Source organism: Bacillus norwichensis, from assembly GCF_014836955.1.
In the GTDB taxonomy this organism is placed as follows: Bacteria; Bacillota; Bacilli; order Bacillales; family Bacillaceae_C; genus Siminovitchia; species Siminovitchia norwichensis.
The window spans coordinates 40303-65422 of sequence record NZ_JACSPV010000022.1 but is presented as its reverse complement, the minus strand read 5'-3'; the positions used below and the strand labels follow the sequence as shown (position 1 = coordinate 65422).

Sequence of the window (25120 nt, the reverse complement as noted above, 5' to 3'; positions counted from 1 at the left end):
ATAAAGCCCTTTTTAAAAAATAGGAATAGAGGGCTTACTTAAGTATTGCTTTCTAACGGAAATAATTTTCATACAAAAATTTATCCATGGATGCCATTACTCTCTGAATTTTCAATCATTATATCGTGAGTGGAAATGCTTTTATATTAAAAAGTGAAAAGATTGATCAGAGGGGAGGAGGCGCGGTGGTTGGGGCTGCACGACAATTATTAAGCGGCTCGAGCATGATCTTTAAAAAGTGACTTGATGTTGCACATTAATAAGGGCCAAATTTTGGTTGATTAATCACGAGCGGGCTTAATTTTTAACATTCTGACCGCAGATTGGAAACTGAAAAATTCTACAGCTTAACTTCTGTAATTATTAGCTGGGATTTAAAATACATCAGTCTTTTTACTTTACTTTCGTCAGTTCGAAGATCTTGTGGAGCTATAGAGACAAAAAAAACCGGGCAAATCGCCCGGTTGGTTTATTTAACAGTCGGTCCACCTAATTCAGCAATGGATTTATCGACATGATCAAATTTTTTGAAGTTGTTATTAAACTTATCAGCAAGTTCTTTAGCTTTAGCTTTATAAGCTTCTTCGTTGTCCCAAGTTTTGATTGGTTGTAAAACTTCGTCAGGTACACCTGGAACGTGAAGTGGGATAGAAAGGCCGAACACTTCATCTTTTGTTGTTTCCGCATTATCAAGCTCACCGTTAAGTGCTGCTTGCACCATGGCACGAGTATAAGCTAGGTTCATTCTTTTACCTACGCCATATGAGCCGCCAGTCCATCCAGTGTTTACAAGGAAGACTTGAACGCCATGCTCATCAATTTTCTTACCGAGCATCTCTGCATAGCGTGCTGCAGGAAGAGGTAGGAATGGCGCACCGAAGCATGTAGAGAATGTTGCTTCAGGTGAAGTGACTCCGCGTTCTGTTCCAGCAAGTTTAGATGTAAAACCACTTAGGAAGTGATACATAGCCTGCTCTTTTGTCAACTTGCTGATTGGAGGCAATACTCCAAATGCATCAGCTGTTAAGAATACGATCACAGATGGATGTCCTGCAATGCTTGGTTCAACAATATTATCAATGGCTTGAATTGGATATGCTGCTCTTGTATTTTCTGTTAAAGATGTGTCATCATAGAGAGGTTCACGTGATGCTGGGTCTACAATCACATTCTCCAAAACAGAGCCAAAAGTAATGGCATTATAAATTTGTGGTTCTTTTTCATATGACAATCCTGCTGTTTTCGCGTAGCATCCACCTTCAACGTTAAAGACACCGTTTGGAGACCAGCCGTGCTCGTCATCACCAATCAGGCGGCGGTTCGGGTCAGCTGAAAGGGTTGTTTTACCTGTTCCGGATAATCCGAAGAAGAGGGCAACGTCACCTTCAGTTCCTACGTTTGCGGAGCAGTGCATAGATAAGATATCTGCTTCTGGAAGTTCATAGTTCATGACAGAGAAAATAGATTTTTTCATTTCTCCTGCATATTCTGTACCGCCGATTAGCACGATGCGGCGTTCGAATGAGATAATGATGAATGTTTCAGATTTTGTACCGTCAACTTTTGGATCTGCTTTGAAGCCAGGTGCAGAAATAACAGTGAATTTCCCATCATGTTTAGTTAGTTCCTCGTCAGTTGGGCGGATGAATAGTTGGTGGGCAAACAAGTTATGCCATGCATATTCGTTGATTACCTGAATAGGCAGGCGATACTTTTCATCGGCACCTGCAAATCCTTTAAATACAAAAATTTCTTCTTTTTCCTGTAGGTAAGAAACAACTTTTGAATACAATTTTTCAAATGATTCAGATGAAATCGGCTGGTTCACAGAACCCCAATCGATCTTGTCTGTGACAGACGGTTCATCAACAATGAATTTGTCTTCAGGAGAGCGGCCTGTATATTTCCCAGTTTCGGCACGAACAGCACCAGAAGTTGTCAGAACTCCTTCTTCACGGCTTAGGACCTTCTCGACAAGTTGTGGTACTGATAATTGCGTATGGACATTCTGTCCATTTAATAATTGCACTAATTCGCTTTTGATGCCTACTGAACTCATATGTTTACCCTTCCTTTGTTATATATTTAAGCTATAAAGTTTACTTGAGAAATAGTATAACACATTTAATTCATTAGTCTATACTAATTTTGAATTATTTCTTGAACAGGATTTGACGAAATGAAATTTGTTTAGGAGGTAAGCAATTAAAATGGTAAAAGTTAAGTCAAGATGACTTTTTTTACTTCATTAAAGAGTAAAGAAAAATGTGGATGGCTTCATTAATATTACTTTTCCCGGTTGACATTGATTTATTATTTGAGTTATGATTTTGAGTTGAACGGATACTCTTATCCTGAGATGGTGGAGGAAACAGGTCCTTTGAAGCCCGGCAACCTGCTGTCTGCATGAAAGCTGCAAGCTTTACAGACAGAAAGGTGCTTACCTGTAGCAAGGCTATAAGTCTTGGGCGATAAGAGTGAAAGGCTCGGAACACATCGACTAAACCTTTCCTCGAATATCAAGGAAAGGTTTTTTATTTTAATTAGTCCGATTTCCAAGGTGTGCTTCTACAATAAAAGGACAGAGTACCGTTGTTTGTATAAATATTTCATTTTAAGAGGAAGTTCAAAAAGTCACCAAATAATAAGCGGCAAATCTCTTTGTTGGCTTGTTTCCGTGCTGCTCATGTATCTAAAAGCATACATTCGGCTGCTCGTAACTTCGCCGCCTCGACCTTATTGCTTCTAATTTGGTAACTTTACGAACACGCATTTTAACAAAAGGAGGAGCTTTGATGTCCCACAATCGGCATTTATTTACATCGGAGTCTGTTACGGAAGGACATCCCGACAAAATTTGTGATCAAATATCAGATGCGATATTAGATGCGATTCTTGCAGAAGATCCCAATGCACGTGTTGCTTGCGAAACTTCTGTGACTACAGGGCTTGTGCTCGTTGCCGGAGAAATTACAACAACTACGTACGTGGATATTCCCAAAATTGTCCGTAACACAATTAAAGAAATCGGGTATACTCGTGCGAAATACGGATTTGATGCTGAAACGTGTGCGGTTCTCACATCCATTGATGAGCAGTCACCTGATATTGCAGCAGGGGTAAATACAGCATTAGAAGCTAGAGAGGGTAATATGAGCGAAGAGGAGCTCGAAGCGATTGGCGCAGGGGATCAGGGACTTATGTTTGGTTTTGCGTGCAATGAGACAGAAGAACTCATGCCGCTTCCAATCTCACTTTCTCACAAGCTGTCCAGAAGGCTGGCGCAAGTTCGCAAGGATTCTATTCTTCCTTATTTGAGGCCAGATGGTAAAACTCAGGTAACAGTGGAATACGACGAAAATAATCAGCCTGTTAGAATCGATACCATTGTTTTATCTACTCAGCATCATCCTGAAATCGAACTTGAACAGATCAAAGCAGATATTAGGGAACATGTGATCAAACCTGTAGTTCCTGCTGAATTACTGGATGATGAAACGAAATATTTCATTAATCCAACCGGACGCTTTGTGATCGGAGGTCCTCAAAGTGATGCAGGATTAACAGGAAGAAAAATCATTGTTGACACTTATGGCGGATATGCACGCCACGGCGGAGGAGCTTTCTCTGGAAAGGACGCTACTAAAGTTGACCGTTCAGCAGCTTATGCTGCCAGATACGTTGCCAAAAATATTGTAGCATCAGGACTTGCTGATAAATGTGAAGTGCAGCTGGCTTATGCAATTGGTGTGGCTCAGCCAGTATCCATCTCTGTCGACACATTTGGAACCGGAAAAGTTTCGGAAGAAAAGCTTGTGAAGGCCATCAGGGAAAACTTTGACCTTCGTCCGGCAGGTATCATCCTCATGCTTGATCTGCGTAGACCAATTTATCGTCAGACAGCGGCATACGGACATTTTGGACGGACAGATATCGACTTGCCTTGGGAAAGAACAGACAAAGCGGAGGCGCTTATTCGTTCTACTTCACTTTAATTTTATTATGAAATATAAAAGGGCGGGGGTGCGGAAAGCATCACTGCCCTTTTTGAGGATTGTACTTTTATGTAGAAACTTAGGTAATAAACCTGCAAAACAATGTGAAATAATGATAATATAAAAAAGGTGTGCAGAATTCACTAAGAGCACTTGAATCTTATTAGAGTAGGTGACACTTAAATGTGCGGTTTTATCGGGTGTATGCATAATCATGCAATAGAAGAAGCAACGACTGACCAAAAGTTTAAGCAAATGAACAATATAATTACTCACCGCGGGCCTGATGATGAAGGATATTTTCAGGATGAGTTTATCCAATTTGGCTTCCGCAGACTAAGCATCATTGATATTGAAAGTGGAAGTCAGCCGCTTTCTTATGAGAATGAGCATTATTGGATTATTTTTAATGGAGAAGTATACAATTTTGTCGAACTTCGTGAAGAATTGACAGAAAAAGGCTTCACATTTGAAACTGATTCCGATACGGAAGTAATCATTGCTTTGTTCAGTGATTTAAAAGAAAAAGCAGTTGAGAAGCTTCGAGGAATGTTTGCCTTTTTGATATGGGATAAAGAAAAGCAGGAACTATTTGGAGCAAGAGATCCGTTTGGAATTAAGCCTTTCTTTTATATAGAGGAAGGAGATCGTTCATACTTCGCGTCAGAGAAGAAAAGTATTTTGCTCGCTATGGATCAAAAAGAACTGAATACTGAAGCCCTTCAGCAATATATGACATATCAGTTCGTTCCAGAGCCGGAAACGATGACGCGTCACATTAAGAAGCTTGAGCCCGGACATTATTTTACAAAAAAACCTGGCGAATCCTTGAACGTCAAACGTTACTGGAGAGCAAACTTTAAGCCAGTCCAGAATAAGTCTGAAGAAGACTTCATTAAGGAAATCAGGGACGTTTTATTCGACTCAGTCAATATTCATATGCGCAGTGATGTACCGGTTGGTTCATTCCTTTCTGGAGGAATCGATTCTTCTATCATCGTTTCAATCGCGAAGCAGTTCCATCCGAATATTAAAACCTTCTCAGTTGGGTTTGAACGGGATGGCTTCAGTGAAATTGATGTGGCAAAAGAGACAGCTGACAGACTTGGAGTTGAAAATATCAGCTACGTGATCAGCCCTGAAGAATATATGAAAGAGTTGCCTAAAATTATGTGGCATGCGGATGATCCGTTAGCTGATCCTGCTTGTGTACCGCTTTATTTTGTTGCAAGGGAAGCAAGAAAGCATGTAACGGTTGTTCTTTCAGGCGAAGGGGCAGATGAGCTTTTTGGCGGGTACAATATCTACAGGGAGCCTCAGTCTCTCGAAATGTTCGATAAGATTCCGGAAGTGGGAAAATCCCTTTTACGGGCACTTGCTAAAACTTTGCCTGAAGGAGTTAAAGGCAAAAGCTTTATTGAACGCGGTGTAACACCGATGGAAGAGCGTTATATTGGGAACGCAAAAATGTTTTTAGAGAATGAGAAAAAAGAACTGTTAAATCATTATCATCCGGATATCAATTATCTTGATATTACAAATCCGCTTTATGCAGAATCGGCAGGGTACGCTCCTGTAGAGCAAATGCAGTTCATTGACATTCATACTTGGATGAGGGGCGATATTTTACTGAAAGCGGATCGGATGACGATGGCCCACTCGCTTGAACTCAGGGTGCCGTTCCTTGATACGAAGGTATTTGATCTGGCTTCCACGATTCCGACAAGCCTCAAAACAGCAAATGGAACTACAAAATATGTTTTGAGAAAAGCAGCTGAAGGAATCGTTCCGGACCATGTATTAAACCGTAAAAAGCTAGGCTTTCCGGTGCCAATCCGTCATTGGCTGAAAGATGAAATGCATGATTGGGCTAAAGATGTTATAAAAAACAGCCAAACAGATCATTTGATCAATAAGCAGTATGTGTTGAAGCTGATGGAAGATCATTGTCAGGGGAAAATGGATTACAGCCGTAAAATTTGGACAGTGCTTGTATTCATGGTTTGGCATGCGGTCTTTGTTGAAGAACGTTATAATTTTGATAAAGAAATGGCAGCCGCTCACTCGACCTTATAGGTGAGCGCTTGGCTGCCCATTTGCACCCACGATTTCTCGAAATCGCCAATGGGTGCTTTTTTATTTTTCTTTCCAGTAAGAGGATCATTGAAATATATGTATTTTTGGTCGTATCCTGTGATCAGAACAGAATGTTCTTTCTTCGTGATTTTTACAGGTCCGGAATCTGTCTCCCATGTTTCAAAGTAAGAATCTGGCAGTTCACGATATTCTGCATTGATGATGACCCAAACAGGTCTTCCGTCAGACAATGGGATTTTTAATTCCTCGAAAGCTTCTCCTGTCAAATTCACTATTCTTCCAGGCAGATATTTTTCTCCCAGTTCCATAATGGGCTCGTGGTAAACCCCAAGCCCAGGTTTATTGAAGTCATACATATTTCCTACAAATCCTTTATGGGGATTTCCGAAATAGACTTTTCCGTTTTTGATTACATAAGGAGAGGGATCCCTTTTTATTTCTTTAGCAAGTGTCATTTTATCTGTACTTGTTCCTGCGCTTTCAAGAAGCATGGCAAGCGAGGTAACTTCGCAACCGCGTGGAAGTTCCGGCAATTGCTCAATAACAGGAAAGTCTAATAAAACCTTGTCTTTTATTTTAATTAACTGAATATCATCGTTTTGTTGCATTTCTTGGGATGCCGTAGCTTTTTGCTGTTCAGAATTATCCATTGTGTTAAAAAGGACAATAGTGAATGTGCACGCTGCGATAAAAAAGGAAAAAAAAGCTTTGTACGAGCTGCGATTTCCTGAAAGAAGAATGAGCATAAAACCGATAATAAGGACTAAGAAAATAGGCCATGCATTCATATTGGATCTCCTTTTTAAAGAGTAAGAAAGTGTAAAATTAGACGAAATATTTTCAAGTCTATCTCCGGCGTGTAGGAAACATTAGCAGGGTGTCTCTAAAGCCATAGGAAGCGGCCATCTGAGGCACTGACGCACGGGTCAAAAGTTAATGGGCAGAGGAACTAACTCCTCGCGATTCTTAAAAAATACTCCGTTATGAATTACATCGGCATAATTTTGCAAAGTTCCACTGCTTCATGTGAAAAGTATTTGAACTCTTATTTATCTTTTTGCATAGCTTGATAATAGTGGCCTTTTTCAACATACTCTCTTGAGATGCGGATCATTTCTGCACGGTCTTTTTCGTTCACTTCTCGGATTACTTTGGCAGGCCGTCCGAAAGCGACGGTATTTGGTGGGATAACCTTTCCTTGCGGCACAAGACTTCCCGCTCCAATAAAAGCTCCCTCTCCGATTTCCGCATTATCCAAAATGATGGAGCCCATGCCAATTAAAGCATTTTTTCGTATGACACAGCTATGCAAAATCACCTGATGTCCAATTGTGACCTCATCTTCGATAATGAGTGGGTTTCCTGGACTTTGATGGAGGACCGAATTATCTTGGATATTGACTTTCTCCCCTATGATGGTTGGAGCCACATCCCCTCTGATTGAGCAGTTGAACCAAATACTTGAATCTTCTCCAATGACGACATCTCCTGTGATGGTGGTATAATCGGCGATAAGTACTGACGAAGGGATTTGAGGAGACTTCTCTTTGTATGGGTAAACAGCCATAGCTAACATCCTTTCAATACTTTTTAACACTATCATAACGAAAAACTGCCCTGTGCTCTATAGTAAAAGAGATTCTCGAGTGAAAAAGGGGTAGAATACTTTTAGATACTATTGGGAGGAGTCAGGAAAATGCGGAAATGGGAAGCGGAAGGAAAAGCCAAGGGAGTTATGGTCATTGTTCACGGAGCTATGGAGCATCACGGACGGTATAGCTGGCTGCGAAATATGTGGGTGCTGAATGGTTTTCATGTTGTAATGGGGGATCTTCCGGGCCAAGGGCTGACGACAAGAGCATATAGAGGTCACATTGATTCATTTGATGAATACGTGGCTGAAGTGAAGAAATGGATGCAGGAAGCGGCAAAATACCGCCTGCCTATTTTTCTTCTTGGTCACAGCATGGGTGGATTGACTGTGATTAGGCTGCTTCAAGAAGGGAAGCAAGAAGTGGCAGGAGCTATTCTTTCATCGCCATGTCTCGGCTTGGCTCATTATCCACCGATGTCACTGAACGCCCTTTCAGTTGGCTTGAACTGGATTGCCCCAGAGTTAAAAATGGACAGTCATTTAGATGTCGATCTTGCTACACGGAGTTTGGATGCAAAAGATCGTGCACTGAATGATAGTCTGTTTGTGACAAAGGTTTCGGTCCGCTGGTATAGGGAGTTATTAAAAGCGATGAAAGAAGCCTTCGCAAATATTTCGGATTTTCCTGATGTCCCTCTTTTGGTGATGCAGGGCGGAGATGATAAAATTGTGAATAAAGTCGATGTGCAAAATTGGTTTAATGAGTTGGGTATAACCGAAAAGCTTTATAAAGAATGGCCAAAGTGTTATCATGAAATATTCAACGAGCCTGAAAGGGAATTGATTTTTGACTATGCAAAAAGCTTTGCCGAGCTTCGGCTACGACTTCTGCAATATCAAATTTAGTAAGCTAGGTGATATCATTTATGTTGCCAACCCATCCAATTACCCTCATGAACAAAGTTTACCGAGAGATAATGCCGACAGTTCATATGGAGTTATCCTACTGGAAAGACCGGGCAGGCGCGATTCCAAACGAAGAGCTGAGACGGCAAGCTCTGGCAAGTATACAGTATAAAACTTTTCACTGCGAAGGCGGGTCAATTATGGCCCTTGCTGCTTTAGAACATAAAAAAGACGCAATCAAATTTATCGTGGCTTATCAAACAATCAGTGATTATTTGGATAATTTGTGTGATAGGAGCACTTCACTGGATCCAAAGGATTTTGCTGCCTTGCATGAGTCCATGGAAGATGCGTTGACGGTAGGCGCATCGGAGCGGGAGTATTATCGTTTTCGTGAGGATCAAGATGATGGCGGGTATTTGGCTGACTTGATGAAGACGTGTCAATCCGTCCTTAAAAGCGAGCCTCATTATGAGATGATTAAGCCTTACCTGCTTGAGCTTTGTAAGTATTATTGTGATTTGCAAATACATAAACATGTTTGCAAAGAAGAGAGGGAAGAACGCCTAAAAAAATGGTTTGCTGAACATGAGCGCCTCTTGCCAAAAATGAGTTGGCATGAATTCTCAGCTTGCTCTGGTTCAACACTTGGCATTTTTTGCCTCGTTTCTTATGCTTTGAGAGAGGAATTCGAAGAAGAACATGCGGAAATGATTCGGGAAGGATATTTTCCGTATATTCAAGGGCTCCATATTTTACTTGATTATTTTATTGATCAAGATGAGGACAGGAAAGGCGGAGACTTGAACTTCTGCTTTTATTACAAGAATGAAGAGGAGATGCTGGAACGTTTTATTCATTTCCTCGATGAGGCTGACAAGCATACCAAACAATTACCGGACCGGAAATTCCATAAGCTGATCAATCGAGGTCTATTAGGGGTCTATCTTTCTGACCGCAAAGTGAATGAGCAGGCTGATGTCAGGGCACTTGCAAAAAAAATTATGAAGCGCGGTGGTCTGATTAGCCATTTTTTCTATTGGAATGGCAGAGTGTACAGGGCATTCCAGAAGAAGTTTACTGGAACAAGTAAATTTACCTCGACTGCAGTAAAGCCATAGTAATGAAATAAAAGGGCCCTACAGTAGGCTATTCTAAAACGCTCTTCCTAGTGGAGGGGCGTTTTGTGTTGAAATTTTAGACAATCGGAGAAAAGTGAGAGAAACTATCTTACCAGGATGATATTGGAAATGAGGAGCCCATCTTAAGCAGTTTTCAGAAAGATTCCCTTATAAAGATTTTAAATGAAAACTGTCACGCTGGGCGATAGATAGTTGCCAATATACAAAAACAGCCGAGGAAAACTCGGGCTGTTTTTGAATTGAAAGCCGTGTGAAAATTTTGTGGGCACGATTAGCCTACTAAGGTATTTAGTATCCGTCATTTTTTCTCAAACGCCAGCAGAAAAGGCGGGTTGTTTTTCTGATTGATAAAACCGTATTGAAGTACGTTCACCTTTGATTGATCCAAATTTTCGGCATACTCCATAAGCTGATCACGTTCATAGGCTCCTTCGTCATGCCCAGGGTAAATGACAAGTCCCAGAATGCCTCCTTTAGCGAGGATTTCGATCATTTGGTCGATAGCAGCAATCGTCGTATTCGGCTTCGTTACAATCGATTTATCCCCACCTGGCAAATATCCGAGGTTGAACATGGCTCCCTGGATGTTCCCATGATATTTGGCAGGTATCGATTCCTTAAGCTCCTCATGTCCCTTTTGGAATAGCGTTACCCTTTCTGCCACATTATTTTTTATTAAAAGCTCTTCTGTCTGTATAATGGCCTGGTGCTGGATGTCGAAACCAAAAACATGTCCTTTTTCACCGACAAGATCGGCTAGATATAAAGTGTCATGCCCGTTGCCGATAGTCCCGTCAATTGCCATACCGCCGGGTCTGACTACTCTTTGCATAAGGGAACGGGAATATGAAAGAATGCCCTCAATATTCATCCCAAAATACCTCCTCATAATCATACGAAAAATTGTATCATAACTGTCCTGAAATGAGTACAAACTATGATTGCCAGGCTACAAAGCTGAGCCATTGGAGAAGGGGAGGATGACGTGACTACTCGGCAATCCATTGACAATTTCATTAATCGCTGTGAATCAGTGATTCTTTTTGCAGAGGAACAGTACGAGGAAGGCAACAGGCAGGAGCATTATCATGATATGGATTATAGCGAAGCGATGAATGATCTGGAAATGGTGCTTCAGCAGCTCCATAAAATGACCGCAAGTGCGAATGCACAGCAGCGCGAGCAGCTCCACCGGGTACGTCTAAAGATACAGCAGCTCCAAAATAAAATGATTCTCTTGAATCACGATAGGCCGCTATATAGCACATGGCATTGATAAGAGACAGGTTTTCCCTGTCTCTTATTTTATGATCAGTGACCTCTAGATACTGATGGTTCGCGGGTCAGGGCTTCAATATAGACTTGAAAATATGTCTAAAATTGTCTACAATGGGGAATAAAGGACTTAATATATAAAACGGTTAAAAAGGACCAGTAATGGTGCCATCCTGTTTCAGAGAGTCGGCGGGAGGTGGAAGCCGGCCAGGACCATCATGAACTCCCCTTTCATTCTGCAGGTGTGAAGGAATAGATCTGAAAGCAACGATCAATCTTGTAATACTTGCCGTATTCTGCGTTAAGGAATAATGAAGTGAGTGGCCTATGCACTAAATTGGGTGGTACCGCGGGAGAAAGCAACCTTCCGTCCCAGGAGTTTTCTCGGGATGGAAGGTTTTTTAATTGAAAAAGTCAGGAGGTTTCTTCATGGGTTATAGCCATAAGGAATTGGAACAAAAATGGCAACAATTTTGGGAAGAAAATAAAACATTCAAAACAAATATGGATGAAGCTAAAGAAAAATTTTATGCACTTGATATGTTTCCGTATCCTTCGGGATCCGGACTTCATGTTGGGCATCCAAAAGGATATACAGCATCTGATATTCTTGCGAGAATGAAACGAATGCAGGGTTACAACGTACTTCACCCTATGGGATGGGATGCTTTCGGTCTTCCGGCAGAGCAGTATGCTATCGATACAGGAAATGATCCGGCAGAGTTCACTCAGCATAATATCGATACATTCCGCCGCCAGATTAAATCTCTCGGATTTTCTTATGACTGGGACAGGGAGGTCAATACTACAGATCCGGACTATTACAAATGGACACAATGGATTTTTGTCAAGTTGTTTGAGCATGGTCTCGCTTATGTGGACGAAGTGCCGGTTAACTGGTGCCCAGCTTTAGGAACTGTTCTTGCCAATGAAGAAGTTATTGATGGAAAAAGTGAACGCGGTGGGCATCCTGTTGAACGCCGTCCAATGAAGCAATGGATTTTAAGGATTACGAAATATGCAGACCGGCTTCTTGAGGACTTGGAAGATTTGGATTGGCCTGAAAGCATAAAAGACATGCAAAGAAACTGGATTGGCCGTTCCGAAGGCGCGGAAGTCACTTTTGCCATTGACGGGCATCCTGAAACTTTTACTGTATTTACGACAAGGCCTGATACGCTGTTTGGAGCAACCTATGCTGTCCTTGCTCCTGAGCATCCATTTGTGGCGAAAATCACAACGTCTGAGCAACAGACTAATGTGAATGCTTATATTGACCTAGTTAAGTCAAAAAGCGATTTAGAAAGAACAGATCTTGCGAAAGATAAAACAGGTGTATTTACAGGCGCATATGCCATTAACCCGGTTAACGGTGATAAAATCCCGATCTGGATTGCCGATTACGTATTAATGAGCTATGGAACTGGAGCCATTATGGCTGTACCTGCACATGATGAGCGGGATTATGAATTTGCGAAAAAGTTTGGCTTAGAGATTAAAGAAGTTGTGGCTGGAGGAAATATCGAGGAAGAAGCGTATGTTGGCGATGGTCCGCATGTGAACTCAGAATTTTTGGATGGAATGGATAAGGACGAAGCTATTACAAAGATGATCGACTGGCTTGAAAAAGAAGGCTGCGGCACGAAAAAGGTTACATACCGCTTGAGAGACTGGTTGTTCAGTCGTCAACGTTATTGGGGAGAGCCGATTCCGATTATTCATTGGGAAGACGGTACAATGACAGCAGTGCCGGAAGACCAACTGCCGCTGATTTTGCCTGAAACAGACGAAGTGAAGCCTTCAGGCACTGGTGAATCACCACTTGCCAATATTACAGACTGGCTGCATGTAGAGGACCCCGAAACAGGCAAAAAAGGCCGTCGGGAAACAAACACGATGCCGCAATGGGCTGGAAGTTGCTGGTATTTCTTAAGATTTATCGACCCTCATAATTCTAAGGAACTTGCAGATAAAGAATTATTGAAGGAATGGCTTCCAGTTGATATTTATATCGGTGGGGCAGAGCATGCGGTTCTTCATTTACTTTACGCTCGTTTCTGGCATAAGTTTCTATATGATATTGGGGTTGTACCGACAAAAGAACCATTCCAAAAGCTCTTTAACCAAGGGATGATCCTTGGTGAAAATCATGAAAAAATGAGTAAATCCAAGGGGAATGTAGTTAACCCGGATGATATCATTGAAAGTCATGGTGCGGATACATTGCGTCTCTATGAAATGTTCATGGGGCCGCCAGAAGCTTCAGCAGCCTGGTCAACGACTGGATTGGACGGAGCACGTCGCTTCTTGGATCGAATTTGGCGTTTGTTAGTCACCGATAATGACAGCTTGAGTGATAAAGTACAAGAGGTCACAGGCGGAGAGCTTGAAAGAGTGTATCATCAAACAGTTAAGAAAGTAACAGAAGACTCTGAGGCAATGCATTTTAATACAGCTATTTCACAACTCATGGTCTTTATCAATGAAGCGTATAAAGCGGAAGTTCTTCCAAAGCAATATATTGAAGGCTTTGTCAAAATGCTTTCTCCTATTGCTCCACACATTGCCGAAGAGCTGTGGGCTAAACTTGGTTATGAGGGATCAGTGACGTATGAAGCTTGGCCTCAATATGACAAAACCAAGCTCGTATCGGATGAAGTAGAGATTGTAGTTCAGGTTAACGGCAAAGTTCGTACCAAACTTCTGGTTTCTCGTGAAGCAAGCAAAGAAGAGCTGGAAGAAATTGCTTTAAATGATGATAAAATCAAATCAGCTATCGAAGGAAAAACAATCCGAAAAGTCATTGCAGTTCCAAGCAAACTTGTGAATGTTGTGGCAAATTAATAAGAGAGTGAAATCAGTCGCCTATCATTGATTTGGCGGCTGATTTGCTATGTTTTATTTCCCTATAGGAGACTCCCGCTTCAGTCAGACCAGAACGTATGGTTATGAAGTGGCGAGAGCTTTAAGAAAGCAGTAAGCTGCGCATACTGTTAATGTCGTATATAAGAGTAATGCTCTGGTTTGCTATTTTGCTGTCATAAAATTGCAGTTTATTTACACGGCTTTCCCAAAGCCAACTTTTGAAAGTTTTTCCTATAGAGATAGGAGATGCTTTGTTATAATGAAAATGGTAATTTCAACGAAAGGTGATAATCATGGAAATTAAAACAATAACACCTGATGAGGTCAAATCAAAGCTGGAAAATGACGAAACTTTATATTTGGTAGACGTACGTGAAGATGAAGAAGTAGCCGAAGGGAAGATTCCAGAAGCGGTACATATTAGAATGGGCGAAATTCCGGAGTACCTGGATTTCTTTGACAAAGAAAATGAATATATTATTATATGCAAAGCTGGTGGCCGCAGCTATAAAGTATGCAAATATCTAATGGCTAACGGTTATAACAATGTTGTGAACATGACCGGTGGCATGCTTGCCTGGACAGGGGAAACCAAGCCTAAACACTCATGAAGTTTGTTGAAAGTTTTAAATTGTATAACAATGAGGCGAACGGGCCATACTAATGGTAAAAACGGAGAGGTGTGGCCCATGGTGCAGGTCAAGTTGTTCGATTGCGAGCATGAACAGGACTTGGAGGAGGAAATCAACCAGTTTTTAAGCGACTTAGAACATAAACAGGTGGTTGACATTAAATATAACATTGCCGTCCTGAGGGAAGCGGAAGATGAACAAATATACTGTTTTAGTGCCATGGTTTTGTATATTAGATAAGGGACTTCCGATTTTGGAAGCCCCTCTTTATTTAGAGTAAAGCAAGTAATGGAAAATTTTATCCAGATAAGTCTTTTGCTATAAAGTTTTTCTGTCAAAATGATACAGCATATAAAAATACTGTCCGAAGTTAGGCATATCCTCTTATTGTTTTACAGTATTCCGCACTATTACTTCCAGCCAGTCGTCCGGTGACGAGGGCCGAGGTGATATTATATCCGCCAGTGTAGCCATAAATATCTAGTACTTCCCCGCAGAAATAAAGTCCAGGCATCTTTTTGGATGCCAACGTTTTAGGCTCGATTTCCTTAACGGAGACGCCCCCTCCGGTCACAAATGCTTTATCCAGTGGCAGTGTCCCATTAACAGTGAAGCGGAATTGCTTGCATAATATTGAAAAACTCCTTAGTTTTTCAGTTGAGACAGTTGAACAAGGAGAGGAAGGGTCTATATCACTTCGTTCAAGCAGAAAAAGCAAATAGCGTTCAGGCAGTAGCCCTTTCAGCGAATTTTTGATTGCTTTCTTTGGCTCCTTTTTCATGTCTCCCTGTATTTTTTGAAAAAGCTCCTCCTGTCCTATTTTCGGCAAGGCATCAAGATTCATTAAAACTTCTTTTAAATTCCACTTTTTCATTGCTTTTACAACAAATTGGCTGCAGCGCAATACTGCAGGGCCAGAAATGCCCAAATGTGTAAAAATCATATCCATTTGATGTGTGATGATCGGTTTCCCTTTTGGATTCAGGACACTGAGTGCGCTATCTCTTAAAGAGAGCCCCTGAAGGGTTTTTTCCTTGATAAAAGATTCTTTGGAAGTAAGCGGAACTTCGGTTGGAAACAGCTCTGTAATTGTATGTCCAGCCTTTTGTGCCCATGGAAAGCCGTCACCTGTAGAGCCAGTCTGTGGAACGGATTTTCCTCCAACAGCGATGACGACGGTGCGGCCTTCTATTGTTTCGCCATTTTTAAGCAAGACACCTCTTGTTCTGTCTTGATCAAAAAGAACGTCTTGAACAGGACAGCTTGTCCAGACTTTGACCCCAAGGTCATTCATATATGACAAAAGGGCATCAACAACAGATTGCGCCTGGTTTGAAACTGGAAACATCCGCCCGTGATCTTCTTCCTTGAGCTCAATTCCAAGATTTTCAAAGAAACGGATAATATCCTCATTGTTAAAGACAGAAAATGCACCATATAAAAAACGTCCATTTCCTGGGATATGACGGATGATTTCATCTATCGGGAGCCGGTTCGTTACATTGCATCTCCCACCCCCAGAGATTGCAAGTTTTCTCCCTAATTTATTTCCCTTATCAATTAGCAGGACATTTGCTTTTTTCTCAGCCGCGGCAATTGCAGCCATCAACCCGGAGGGGCCTCCGCCGATGACAATGACATCATAAATCATTTCAATCAACACCTTAGTTTTTAATCACTTCATTTTAAAATGCTGTTTATGTAAAAGCAAATGCGAACTGAAATCGAGGGATGGATTATCTGAAAAAAGTGTCCATTATTACTGTTTTTTTAAAATAGAGAGAGCCATTTTTCTCACTTGAGAATAATCATAGAATGATCACAATTGGACAATTTGTACGAAAATAGAGCATAACCGTACATGGGAATTGGGTTGATTGAGAATTGTAGAACAAACCGGTGCATTGTCAAAAGCAGTCGTTAACTGTAAACTAGTACAGGGGAGTTTTATCGAGTGTATTTCCGAATACATACTAAATCGGATATTCCTTTAAAAATAAACAACGGAGAGTCAGAGATTGAATGTCATCTAAATTAATTCGAGGAACCTTTATATTAACGCTTGGCACTATCTTATCCAAAGTTTTGGGGCTTTTATATGTTATCCCATTTTATAGAATCATTGGCGGGGCAGAACAAGCTGCTTTGTATCAGTTCGGATATGTACCGTATACAATTTTTATCAGTATTGCGACAGCAGGAATCCCGCTTGCCGTTTCGAAATATATCTCAAAATATAATACGCTTGAAGAATATGCGGTGGGACGAAAGCTTTTTCGTTCTGGCATCTATGTCATGCTTGCTACAGGGGTTGTGTCTTTTCTAGCCATGTACGGGCTTGCTCCATGGCTAGCAGAACTTGTGTTAAAAGGTGTAGACACAAAACACAGCTACACTGCTGCTGATGTTGCAACTGTCATCAGAGCTGTCAGCTTTGCTCTATTAATTATCCCTGTTATGAGTTTGATCAGAGGTTTTTTTCAAGGCCATCAATCTATGGGGCCATCAGCTGTGTCAACCGTTTTGGAGCAGTTGGCTAGGATTGTCTTTCTTTTAGCGGGTGCATTTATTGTTCTGTATGTATTAAAAGGTAATATTGTCACCGCCATCAGTGTAGCGACTTTTGCGGCATTTATCGGAGGTCTGGCGAGCCTGCTTGTTCTATTATGGTATTGGTATAAGCGGAAGCCGGGACTTGACGAACTTCTAAAAAAAGATAAGGGTACAATGGATGTCTCCTTGCCCGACATGTATAAGGAAATTATTGTATATGCATTTCCTTTCGTAATGGTTGGTATCGCCAATCCGCTTTTTCAATTTATTGACCAAATCACTTTTACAAGGGCGATGGCGGAAGCAGGAAAGGCTGCAGGAGCTTTAGATGCATTAGGCATATTGAATATGACGACACATAAGCTTGTCATCATCCCAGTTTCATTGGCAACCGCCTTTGCATTGACAATCGTACCACTTGTAACAGAGTCTTATGTAAAAAATGATAAAGCATTGATGTTTCGCCAATTGGATCAGACGTTCCAAGTATTGTTGTTCATTACAATGCCGGCAGCAATCGGACTTGCCCTTTTAGCGGAACCGATGTACACCATGTTTTATGAATTCGATGAATTTGGAGCCCAGGTACTTCGTATATATGCGCCGGTGGCTATCCTATTTGCGTTGTACTCCGTAACTGCGGCGATCTTGCAGGGGATTAATGAACAGCGGTTTACAGTTTTGAGCTTGTTGACCGGAATCCTTGTCAAATTGACATTTAATATCCCATTAATCAAGCTTTTTGCTACAGAGGGAGCTATTTATGCAACTGCACTTGGGTACGGTGTAGCCATTGTAATTAATATTATTGTCATTAAAAAATTCGCTTACTATCCATTCAAGCTCGTTTATAGAAGAACGTTGCTCATCGTTATTTTTAATGTAATGATGGCAATTCTGGTATATGCTATTTATAAAGGTTTATTGTTGTTCTTGACGCCAGAATCTACTTTCCAATCTATAGTTATTATTCTTGTTTGTGCCGGGGCTGGTGGAATCATTTATGCTTTTCTAGGCTTAAAATCAGGGCTGGCGGACAGACTGTTTGGAACGAGGCTTCAAAAGATCAAGCAAAAGCTGCGAATCTCTTAACAAATAAAAGAAAGAGGCTGCGGGGAGCGCCTCTTTTTTATATTAGAGTAAGAAAATATAGAATCAGATGAAATATTTAATTTGAATTAGGCTTTTCTATATCTAGCTTCAGGCGCCCAGCGATTAGCAAACTTCGAGCCCAATATACCAGAGTATTCGAGGACGTATATCTCACCTCGTCGCAAAGCTGTATGAAGTTCACTCAAGATGTCTCTCACGAGTACTCCAGTAAGCTGCTTTCCTACGTAAGTCAATATCGCTCTGATGTACAGGGAGTACTAATGCAAGCGAAGCGACAGGATGTGGCAGCTTGAGGTTGCCTTCGCTCTGTGTGGATTGGCTTATGGTTGGTCACTGATGGGCAGGGACTCTCGCATTTCGTTTTCCTGTAGAAAGGATCGTCGACTAAGTTCGCCACTTCCTGTGGCAACGTCAACGCACCAACATCCTGTTGGTGTACATCGCTAAACGGCGTCTTTCGCTTTACTTATTTAAGCATTGTACTCGGAGTGATCGGGAAGATCATAGTAATCCGGCCGGTTGTATCCTAATTGTCTTTCAATTCTTGAGACACGCCGGTCTAATCTTTCCATTTGTTTGTTGAGCTGATCCATTTGTCTTTCAAGTTGGCTAATTCTTCGGTCTATGCCACCTCCACCTCCGGGAAAACCTTGATATCCGGGAGCAAATTGTTGAGGTATTCCACCTTGTTGTTCGGCAAGCTGGGGATGAAACTCCATTGGCTGCTGCAAGGTCCCCATTGGCATAGGCATTTGCCGCATTCCCATCGGAGGCTGCTGCCGATAATCAATAAACATCTTTTTCACTCCAATCTTTTCATTCCTGCACAATAGCCTATGTCATTGTGGCAAAAGCGTGTAGACAAACGCCTATTGAATATTTCCTTAAAATTTGAATCCAAGTGGAGGTAAAGAAATGAGAATTGATAAATTACTGGCCAATATGGGCTATGGAAGCCGTAAGGATGTCAAGAAATTTCTCAAAAGCGGTAAAGTCACTGTGAATGGTGAGTCTATAAAAGATGGAAAACTTCATGTAAGTCCTGAAGAAGATACAATTGAAGTCCTCGGTGAAGAAATACATTACAAGGAATTTATCTATCTTATGATGAACAAACCTCCAGGAACCATTTCTGCCACGGAAGATCTACGAGATCAGACTGTGATTGATTTGCTGAATGAGGAAGATACTATTTTTGATCCTTTTCCAGTAGGGCGATTGGATAAGGATACAGAGGGGCTTCTACTTCTGACAAATAACGGCCAATTGGCTCATCAGTTATTATCGCCTAAAAAGGATGTGCCCAAAACGTATTTTGCTGTCATTAATTCAGCTGTAACTCCTGAAGATGTGGAAGCTTTCATAAAAGGGGTTACCTTAGATGACGGTTATAAGACGAAGCCAGGAAAGCTGAAAATTATCAAATCCGGAACGTATTCAGATATTGAGCTGACGATTACGGAAGGGAAATTTCATCAAGTAAAAAGGATGTTTGAAGCGGTCGGGAAAAAAGTGATTTATTTAAAACGCTTGTCTATGGGGCCGCTTAAATTAGACGAACATTTGGAGCTTGGAGAATATCGAGAATTGACGGATGATGAAGTCAGCATGATAAGGAATTATCTGGAAGAACAGAAATAATGAGATGTAGAAAAAGCCGCTTGTTTTCCTAAATAGGAAAACAGGCGGCTTTAAAAAATCTTGTTATAGACTTGTCTATTGTCGAAGAGGGCACTTTCGGCCTGTCTCCTCAAAACAGCTTCAATAGCTTCGGCGCTAGCCTTTATCTCGTCAGGATTCGTCCAGTCTATACATCGCTAAACGTCGCCCTCCGCTTTTCTATTGTCCAGCTCCGGGCTCCATCGACTAGTAGACTTCCTCCTCCTTCCTACGATAAGTCAACATTCGGCTTGCCCATGGCTCGCCGTGTTTCCTTTATCTCGTCAGGATTCGTCCAGTCTATACGTCGCTAAACGTCACCCTCCGCTTTTCTATTCAAGATGTTATTTTGACTTTTTTCTCTGTTGTTGTCCACTTCCCGCGACGCGGGCTACTGATCAGGTCATTGTATTCTAACACATTCAAATCCCTTTGAATGGTGCGAGGTGTACTTCCGAATGCATCTGCGAGTTCCTTTGTTGAAACTGTACCGTTCTCTTTGATGTATAAGTATACATCTTTGATTCTGGTGAGCATTCTGTTCGTTGACGGCTTCAAAAAACCACTCCCTCATCTTAAAATTCCTTGGCAGAGGATGCGGACTGCTTTATGCCTTTATGATATTAGGCTGTTGATAGCGCAATTCCAGAGGACAACTCCTTTTCAAAACTAGTTTTAAATTTTCTGCATTTCGAGACTGAAATGTCAGACACTTTTATTTTAACTCATTAGTTTATGTTTTTAAAGCATAATATCTAACTTGGAAGAAAAAGGTTAAACCATGTCGAATGTATAAGTTCAAATGTCTTTATATTATTCCCTTTCGAAGCAAGTTTGAAACTTCTGGGCAGTTAAATCGTATGCAGAAATAGTGAGATAGAAAGGAATGAAGCTGTTTTGCCAATATTGACAGTGGATATTGAGAAAGCTGGTTATAAAGTGCAGGAGCCAGTGATTTCTAAAGTGCGGTTTAAATTGGAGCTTTCGTCTCTTATAGGAATGATTGGGGCGAATGGAGCTGGAAAAAGCACGACTATTAAAGCGATTCTTCAGGAGCTGCCTTACGTAGAAGGAAATGTCTCTAGAAAGGATGGAACCTCTTATTCATATATACCCGAAAGACCTGTCTTCTACGATGAACTGACGCTTTGGGAGCATTTCGAATTTGTTGCTGCAGTTGAACAGTTGGGTGAAGAACATTTCTCATATGCTAGATCTTTATTGAAAAAATTCCGCCTAGCAGATAGAATTCACGAGTTTCCATCGACTTTTTCAAAAGGGATGCAACAAAAAGGGATGATTTCACTAGCTTTATTTACAAAGCCTGATCTTTTGATTATTGATGAACCATTTATGGGACTTGATCCAGGTTCAACTAAAATGTTGCTTGAAATGCTTGATGAAGAGAAAAAGAAAGGAAGCGGGATACTGATGTGTACTCATATTCTTGATACAGCTCAGCGGATGTGTGATTCGTTTATTGTCATTGAACAAGGGACTGTAAAGGCTTGTGGTACGCTCAATGAGGTGCTTGCTATGTGTGGAGCTGATGACGGAAGCTTGTATTCCTGTATAGACATGGCGGATGCTGAAGATGAATAGCAACCAGCTTCTTTTTCATAGAATTAGGGAAAATTGGAAGTATAAATATAAGATTATTAAAACCATTATTGATTGGACGATTCTCATCTACATTGTTGTTCCAGCTGCTGTCATTACCATTTTTGTATATCGTTCTTGGTGGATCGCTCCTCCCTTCTGGATTGCTTCTGTGCCTTTCTCGCTTTTATTCGCCGTTTTTTTCTTCTTGTTATGGGGAGGAAATTTTAAAACGTATATCAGAGAGGCAGACATTATATTTTTAAGAAAAAATGAAAAGCTGATGCTTGGAATGAAGCGTGGCGGCATTATTATTTCGTATTTGACCGAGGTTCTTTCGGCTGTTTTCCTTGCCGTGCTTATTTCTCCACTTTGGATCATTCATTATGAGCTGAGTTTGAAAGAGCTTGTTTTATTTTTCGGAATATGGGTTTCCTTAAGATGGCTCGTTATGGCCGTGAACGGCCAGTTGAATGTGCATTTAAAGGGGTGGAGAAACCTTATCAGAAGCATTCCTGTTGTAGTTGGTGCAGGGAGTATATGGTGGCTTAGTTATAAGGCTCTTCAATCGGGCGGTCTGCTTTTGGTTTTCATGATTATTATATTAAATGGAATTGCATCTATGCTCCTTTTGAAAAAGCGTTTCACCACCATACATACTTTTGAGCAAGATCTGTCAATTGATGAGAAAGATAAAAGCAAATATACAGAAATGATTTTCGGGTTGTCCATGGATATAGAAAAATTGCCGAAGCCAAAACCAGTCCGTAAAAGTCCAAGGCTTTATTCGAAGTCAAACAGGATATTTAAAACCCGATCTCCAAGAAACGGCTTCCTAGAGTTGTTTATTAAAGCCACAACGCGCGATATGGAATATGTCCGGGGATATTTTCAGGTCCTTGGAATTACTGTTGCAGCAATTATTTTTTTACCTCCCTTATGGTTAAAAATCACGCTTGCAGCAGTTGGTGTTCTTTTCCTGACTGTTTGGATTGGCAGCGTTTGGCATAAATTGATTGGCAGTCATCCGTTCACTAAGAAATATTCTGGAGACGAGGGATATATAAAAGGAAAACAGATTGTTACAGCAGTGCTTCTGATTCCTTTTGTCATCATATGTTTATTAAATGTATGGATTCTCCCATGGATTCACAGCTTCTTACCCTTTTTCTGATCGGACAAAAAGTTGTACAATGGAAGAAGAGACAATAGACCAAAGGAGTTATGTACATGGCAAACATTGACTGGAAGGACGAAGTGGAAAAACGAAAGGATGAGCTGATCCGGGATTTGCAAGGGCTGCTTCGGATAAAAAGCGTGTTGAATGAATCTAAAAGCACCGTAGACGCTCCCCTTGGCATGGAAGTTAAGCAAGCATTAGAGTATATGCTCGAGATGGGAAAAAGAGATGGTTTTACATCAAAGAATGTAGGAAACCTTGCCGGTCACTTGGAAATGGGAGCAGGAGATGGGCTTATTGCAGCTTTATGCCATGTAGATGTTGTTCCAGAAGGGGATGGCTGGTCTGTAGATCCGTTTGGCGGTGAAGTGCAAGATGGAAAAATTTTTGCCAGAGGTGCTATTGATGACAAAGGACCGACAATGGCAGCATATTATGGAATGAAGATTGTAAATGAGCTGGGCCTGTCCATTAATAAAAGGATTCGCCTCATTATTGGGACAGATGAAGAAAGTAGGTGGCGCTGTGTTGATCACTACTTTAAGTATGAAGAAATGCCGGAAATGGGATTTGCGCCAGATGCCGATTTTCCAATTATCAATGCTGAAAAAGGGATTGCCGATTTTGATTTGAAACAAAAACGGAACTCTCCAAAAGAACATGGAGCCAAAATCACGCTCATTTCATTTTTTTCGGGAAGACGATACAATATGGTTCCGGATCATGCACGAGCTGTTCTTGATATACAGTGGGATCAAACTGAGTTTCTCCAATTATTTAATGATTTTAAGTACAGACAAGGTTTGAATGGCAGCTATTATGTAGAGAGTGGATATCTTGTCCTGGAGCTGAAAGGCATTTCAGCTCACGGAATGGAGCCTGATAACGGGAAAAATGCGGGGCTGCATTTAGCTCATTTTCTTTCTACCGTCAAGCTCGATAGGAAAGGGATGGATTTTGTCAATGCAGCTGTTCATTTCTTCTTTGAGGATTCTCGCGGCAGGGCGTTTGGCGTGCAGCATACCGATGAAATGATGGGAGATTTAACGATTAATGTCGGAAAAATGACCTTCAATGATGAGGATGGCGGACGCTTTGGCCTAAATATGCGGTATCCTGCTTCTTTCTCAATGGAAGAAGGAATGCAGAAAATCATGAAAGAAGCGGAAAAATCCAATTTTGAAGTTGTTAATATATCCAATCTAGAGCCGCATTATGTTCCATCAGATGATATTTTGATTCAAAAGCTCATAAAAGTGTATGAGGAGCAAACAAATGAGAAGGCAGAAATGCTTTCCATTAGTGGTGGGACGTATGCACGTTCATTGAAAAATGGGGTAGCCTTTGGTGCTTTGTTTCCGGGAAGACCTGATGTTGCACACCAGAAGGATGAATATATGGAAATTGAAGATCTTTTAAGAGCGACAGCCTTATATGCTCAGGCATTTTATGAACTTGCACAAGGTTAAGGAAGATGGGAGGAAGTAATAATGGGGAAAATTATTTTTGGCGATCAAATTCTTGAACGGTCTGATGTACATATTGATTTGGAGGACCGGGGTTACCAGTTTGGCGATGGAGTGTATGAAGTTATTCGAGTATATAGTGGAAAACTTTTCACCATGAAGGAGCATATCGAGCGGCTTTTTCAAAGCGCCCAAAAAATCAAGTTGGATATTTCCATGAGTCCTGAAAAAATTCAAGAGCTGACCGAGGAGCTTGTGAAAGAAAATAGAGTGGACTTTGGCTCCATTTATATGCAGATAACGAGGGGAGCAGCACCGAGAACCCATATGTTTCCTAAACCAGAAAGCAATACAAAAGCTGTTTTTACGGCTTATACGAATGAAGTACCAAGACCTGTCAGCTTGTTTGAAAAAGGAGTGGCAGCCATTACGACGGAGGATATCCGGTGGCTCCGTTGTGATATTAAAAGCCTAAATCTTCTTCCGAATGTCCTTGCGAAACAGGAAGCAACGGATTACGATTGTTTTGAAGCGATTTTGCACCGAAACGGTATCGTGACTGAAGGGTCATCCTCAAATGCCTATATTGTAAAAAATGGAGAAGTGATTACTCATCCAGCAGATCGTTTGATACTCAATGGTATTACGAGACAGGTGCTTGTAGAATTATGTAAAGCAAATGGCATTCCGTTCGTTGAAAAGGAATTTGATTTGAGAGACTTGAAGGATGCGGATGAGGTATTTATTTCAAGTACGACGTCGGAGGTTATGCCGGTGATCAAGCTGGACGTGGAAACAGTTGGTGACGGTACACCTGGAAAAATCACACGTAAATTGCAGGCGCTGTTTGAAGCTAGAATCAACCAAGATACAAAGGTGGAAATTTAACATCATTTCAGCAGAAGACTCCCACTTCTGTAAGTGGTGAGATGAAAGCATATGTGTATTCATTTCAATGCGTGGCAAAAAGTTAAACCACAGATTTCAGAGGGATTTGTCGAGCGGAATTCGATACATTCTGGGCGCGAATAGGCCAAGGTACAT

Annotated in this window: 21 protein-coding genes, 1 riboswitch and 1 other annotated feature; of the genes, 14 read left to right on the top strand and 7 right to left on the bottom strand. The window is 41.2% G+C overall.

Annotation, left to right across the window (positions count from 1 at the left end; genetic code table 11):
• Nucleotides 1-469 precede the first annotated feature (469 nt).
• Nucleotides 470-2059, bottom strand: a complete 1590-nt coding sequence (gene pckA / locus H9631_RS13275; RefSeq protein ID WP_191813544.1) for a phosphoenolpyruvate carboxykinase (ATP) — start codon at nt 2057-2059, stop codon at nt 470-472.
• 287 nt (nt 2060-2346) lie between these two features.
• A riboswitch (SAM riboswitch) is annotated at nt 2347-2478 on the top strand.
• Nucleotides 2479-2795: 317 nt separating this feature from the next.
• On the opposite strand from pckA, the gene metK reads away from it, so the two are divergent.
• Together metK and asnB are read left to right on the top strand one after the other, a co-directional pair.
• The gene (metK, locus tag H9631_RS13270) at nt 2796-3995 is read left to right on the top strand and encodes a methionine adenosyltransferase (RefSeq protein WP_191813542.1); all 1200 of its coding nucleotides are present in this window, start codon (nt 2796-2798) and stop codon (nt 3993-3995) included.
• A gap of 183 nt (nt 3996-4178) precedes the next feature.
• Nucleotides 4179-6071, top strand: coding sequence for an asparagine synthase (glutamine-hydrolyzing) (gene asnB / locus H9631_RS13265; protein ID WP_191813540.1), 1893 nt, complete (start codon nt 4179-4181; stop codon nt 6069-6071).
• Here the strand turns inward: asnB and H9631_RS13260 are convergent.
• Both H9631_RS13260 and H9631_RS13255 read right to left on the bottom strand, forming a co-directional pair.
• Complete coding sequence (locus H9631_RS13260) at nt 6056-6880, bottom strand: C39 family peptidase (RefSeq protein ID WP_191813538.1); 825 nt, start codon at nt 6878-6880, stop codon at nt 6056-6058. The genes asnB and H9631_RS13260 overlap by 16 nt on opposite strands.
• Nucleotides 6881-7137: 257 nt before the next feature.
• The gene (locus H9631_RS13255) at nt 7138-7659 is read right to left on the bottom strand and encodes a gamma carbonic anhydrase (RefSeq protein ID WP_191813557.1); all 522 of its coding nucleotides are present in this window, start codon (nt 7657-7659) and stop codon (nt 7138-7140) included.
• A gap of 129 nt (nt 7660-7788) precedes the next feature.
• Between H9631_RS13255 and H9631_RS13250 the strand changes: the two genes are divergently transcribed.
• A complete protein-coding gene (locus H9631_RS13250; RefSeq protein ID WP_191813536.1) occupies nt 7789-8592 on the top strand; it encodes an alpha/beta hydrolase in 804 nt (267 codons plus the stop codon).
• Between the two features lie 20 nt (nt 8593-8612).
• A complete protein-coding gene (locus tag H9631_RS13245) occupies nt 8613-9713 on the top strand; it encodes a tetraprenyl-beta-curcumene synthase family protein (RefSeq protein WP_191813534.1) in 1101 nt (366 codons plus the stop codon).
• A 319-nt stretch (nt 9714-10032) separates the two neighbouring features.
• Here the strand turns inward: H9631_RS13245 and H9631_RS13240 are convergent, their stop codons facing one another.
• Entirely contained in the window at nt 10033-10605 is a 573-nt protein-coding gene (locus H9631_RS13240) for a class I SAM-dependent methyltransferase (RefSeq protein ID WP_191813532.1), read from the bottom strand.
• Nucleotides 10606-10719: 114 nt separating this feature from the next.
• Here H9631_RS13240 and H9631_RS13235 point away from each other — a divergent pair, with 114 nt between their 5' ends.
• From H9631_RS13235 to H9631_RS13220, 4 genes are all read left to right on the top strand, one after another.
• Nucleotides 10720-11010, top strand: a complete 291-nt coding sequence (locus H9631_RS13235; RefSeq protein ID WP_191813530.1) for a YtzC family protein — start codon at nt 10720-10722, stop codon at nt 11008-11010.
• Between the two features lie 136 nt (nt 11011-11146).
• Nucleotides 11147-11387: a binding site (T-box leader), on the top strand.
• Between the two features lie 51 nt (nt 11388-11438).
• Entirely contained in the window at nt 11439-13853 is a 2415-nt protein-coding gene (gene leuS / locus H9631_RS13230; protein WP_191813528.1) for a leucine--tRNA ligase, read from the top strand.
• 311 nt (nt 13854-14164) lie between these two features.
• A complete protein-coding gene (locus H9631_RS13225) occupies nt 14165-14485 on the top strand; it encodes a rhodanese-like domain-containing protein (protein ID WP_191813555.1) in 321 nt (106 codons plus the stop codon).
• Nucleotides 14486-14563: 78 nt separating this feature from the next.
• Entirely contained in the window at nt 14564-14746 is a 183-nt protein-coding gene (locus H9631_RS13220; RefSeq protein ID WP_160707495.1) for a sporulation protein Cse60, read from the top strand.
• A gap of 130 nt (nt 14747-14876) precedes the next feature.
• Here H9631_RS13220 and H9631_RS13215 read toward each other — a convergent pair whose 3' ends face one another.
• Entirely contained in the window at nt 14877-16157 is a 1281-nt protein-coding gene (locus tag H9631_RS13215; RefSeq protein ID WP_191813526.1) for a BaiN/RdsA family NAD(P)/FAD-dependent oxidoreductase, read from the bottom strand.
• Nucleotides 16158-16528: 371 nt separating this feature from the next.
• On the opposite strand from H9631_RS13215, the gene H9631_RS13210 reads away from it, so the two are divergent.
• Nucleotides 16529-18151: a putative polysaccharide biosynthesis protein gene (locus tag H9631_RS13210; RefSeq protein WP_191813525.1), complete on the top strand. Its 1623-nt coding sequence runs from the start codon at nt 16529-16531 to the stop codon at nt 18149-18151.
• A gap of 491 nt (nt 18152-18642) precedes the next feature.
• Here the strand turns inward: H9631_RS13210 and H9631_RS13205 are convergent, their stop codons facing one another.
• The gene (locus tag H9631_RS13205; RefSeq protein WP_225221028.1) at nt 18643-18969 is read right to left on the bottom strand and encodes a hypothetical protein; all 327 of its coding nucleotides are present in this window, start codon (nt 18967-18969) and stop codon (nt 18643-18645) included.
• Nucleotides 18970-19087: 118 nt separating this feature from the next.
• On the opposite strand from H9631_RS13205, the gene H9631_RS13200 reads away from it, so the two are divergent.
• A complete protein-coding gene (locus H9631_RS13200) occupies nt 19088-19813 on the top strand; it encodes a pseudouridine synthase (protein ID WP_191813523.1) in 726 nt (241 codons plus the stop codon).
• Between the two features lie 354 nt (nt 19814-20167).
• Here the strand turns inward: H9631_RS13200 and H9631_RS13195 are convergent, their stop codons facing one another.
• A complete protein-coding gene (locus H9631_RS13195) occupies nt 20168-20389 on the bottom strand; it encodes a DeoR family transcriptional regulator (RefSeq protein WP_120119179.1) in 222 nt (73 codons plus the stop codon).
• A 339-nt stretch (nt 20390-20728) separates the two neighbouring features.
• Between H9631_RS13195 and H9631_RS13190 the strand changes: the two genes are divergently transcribed.
• From H9631_RS13190 to dat, 4 genes are read left to right on the top strand one after another with little or no spacing between them, the layout of a single operon-like run.
• Nucleotides 20729-21433, top strand: a complete 705-nt coding sequence (locus tag H9631_RS13190) for an ATP-binding cassette domain-containing protein (RefSeq protein ID WP_191813521.1) — start codon at nt 20729-20731, stop codon at nt 21431-21433.
• A complete protein-coding gene (locus H9631_RS13185; RefSeq protein ID WP_191813519.1) occupies nt 21426-22604 on the top strand; it encodes an ABC transporter permease in 1179 nt (392 codons plus the stop codon). Before H9631_RS13190 ends, H9631_RS13185 begins: the two co-directional genes overlap by 8 nt.
• Before the next feature lie 56 nt (nt 22605-22660).
• Nucleotides 22661-24079: a dipeptidase PepV gene (pepV, locus tag H9631_RS13180; RefSeq protein WP_191813517.1), complete on the top strand. Its 1419-nt coding sequence runs from the start codon at nt 22661-22663 to the stop codon at nt 24077-24079.
• 21 nt (nt 24080-24100) lie between these two features.
• Entirely contained in the window at nt 24101-24964 is an 864-nt protein-coding gene (gene dat / locus H9631_RS13175) for a D-amino-acid transaminase (protein WP_191813515.1), read from the top strand.
• Nucleotides 24965-25120 lie beyond the last annotated feature (156 nt).

What these genes read in the sequence shown, in the direction of transcription:
- pckA (WP_191813544.1), bottom strand. Translation starts at nt 2,059, where the DNA reads ATGAGTTCAGTAGGCATCAAAAGCGAATTAGTGCAATTATTAAATGGA.
- metK (WP_191813542.1), top strand. Translation starts at nt 2,796, where the DNA reads ATGTCCCACAATCGGCATTTATTTACATCGGAGTCTGTTACGGAAGGA.
- asnB (WP_191813540.1), top strand. Translation starts at nt 4,179, where the DNA reads ATGTGCGGTTTTATCGGGTGTATGCATAATCATGCAATAGAAGAAGCA.
- H9631_RS13260 (WP_191813538.1), bottom strand. Translation starts at nt 6,880, where the DNA reads ATGAATGCATGGCCTATTTTCTTAGTCCTTATTATCGGTTTTATGCTC.
- H9631_RS13255 (WP_191813557.1), bottom strand. Translation starts at nt 7,659, where the DNA reads ATGGCTGTTTACCCATACAAAGAGAAGTCTCCTCAAATCCCTTCGTCA.
- H9631_RS13250 (WP_191813536.1), top strand. Translation starts at nt 7,789, where the DNA reads ATGCGGAAATGGGAAGCGGAAGGAAAAGCCAAGGGAGTTATGGTCATT.
- H9631_RS13245 (WP_191813534.1), top strand. Translation starts at nt 8,613, where the DNA reads ATGTTGCCAACCCATCCAATTACCCTCATGAACAAAGTTTACCGAGAG.
- H9631_RS13240 (WP_191813532.1), bottom strand. Translation starts at nt 10,605, where the DNA reads ATGAATATTGAGGGCATTCTTTCATATTCCCGTTCCCTTATGCAAAGA.
- leuS (WP_191813528.1), top strand. Translation starts at nt 11,439, where the DNA reads ATGGGTTATAGCCATAAGGAATTGGAACAAAAATGGCAACAATTTTGG.
- H9631_RS13220 (WP_160707495.1), top strand. Translation starts at nt 14,564, where the DNA reads ATGGTGCAGGTCAAGTTGTTCGATTGCGAGCATGAACAGGACTTGGAG.
- H9631_RS13215 (WP_191813526.1), bottom strand. Translation starts at nt 16,157, where the DNA reads ATGATTTATGATGTCATTGTCATCGGCGGAGGCCCCTCCGGGTTGATG.
- H9631_RS13210 (WP_191813525.1), top strand. Translation starts at nt 16,529, where the DNA reads ATGTCATCTAAATTAATTCGAGGAACCTTTATATTAACGCTTGGCACT.
- H9631_RS13205 (WP_225221028.1), bottom strand. Translation starts at nt 18,969, where the DNA reads ATGTTTATTGATTATCGGCAGCAGCCTCCGATGGGAATGCGGCAAATG.
- H9631_RS13200 (WP_191813523.1), top strand. Translation starts at nt 19,088, where the DNA reads ATGAGAATTGATAAATTACTGGCCAATATGGGCTATGGAAGCCGTAAG.
- H9631_RS13185 (WP_191813519.1), top strand. Translation starts at nt 21,426, where the DNA reads ATGAATAGCAACCAGCTTCTTTTTCATAGAATTAGGGAAAATTGGAAG.
- pepV (WP_191813517.1), top strand. Translation starts at nt 22,661, where the DNA reads ATGGCAAACATTGACTGGAAGGACGAAGTGGAAAAACGAAAGGATGAG.
- dat (WP_191813515.1), top strand. Translation starts at nt 24,101, where the DNA reads ATGGGGAAAATTATTTTTGGCGATCAAATTCTTGAACGGTCTGATGTA.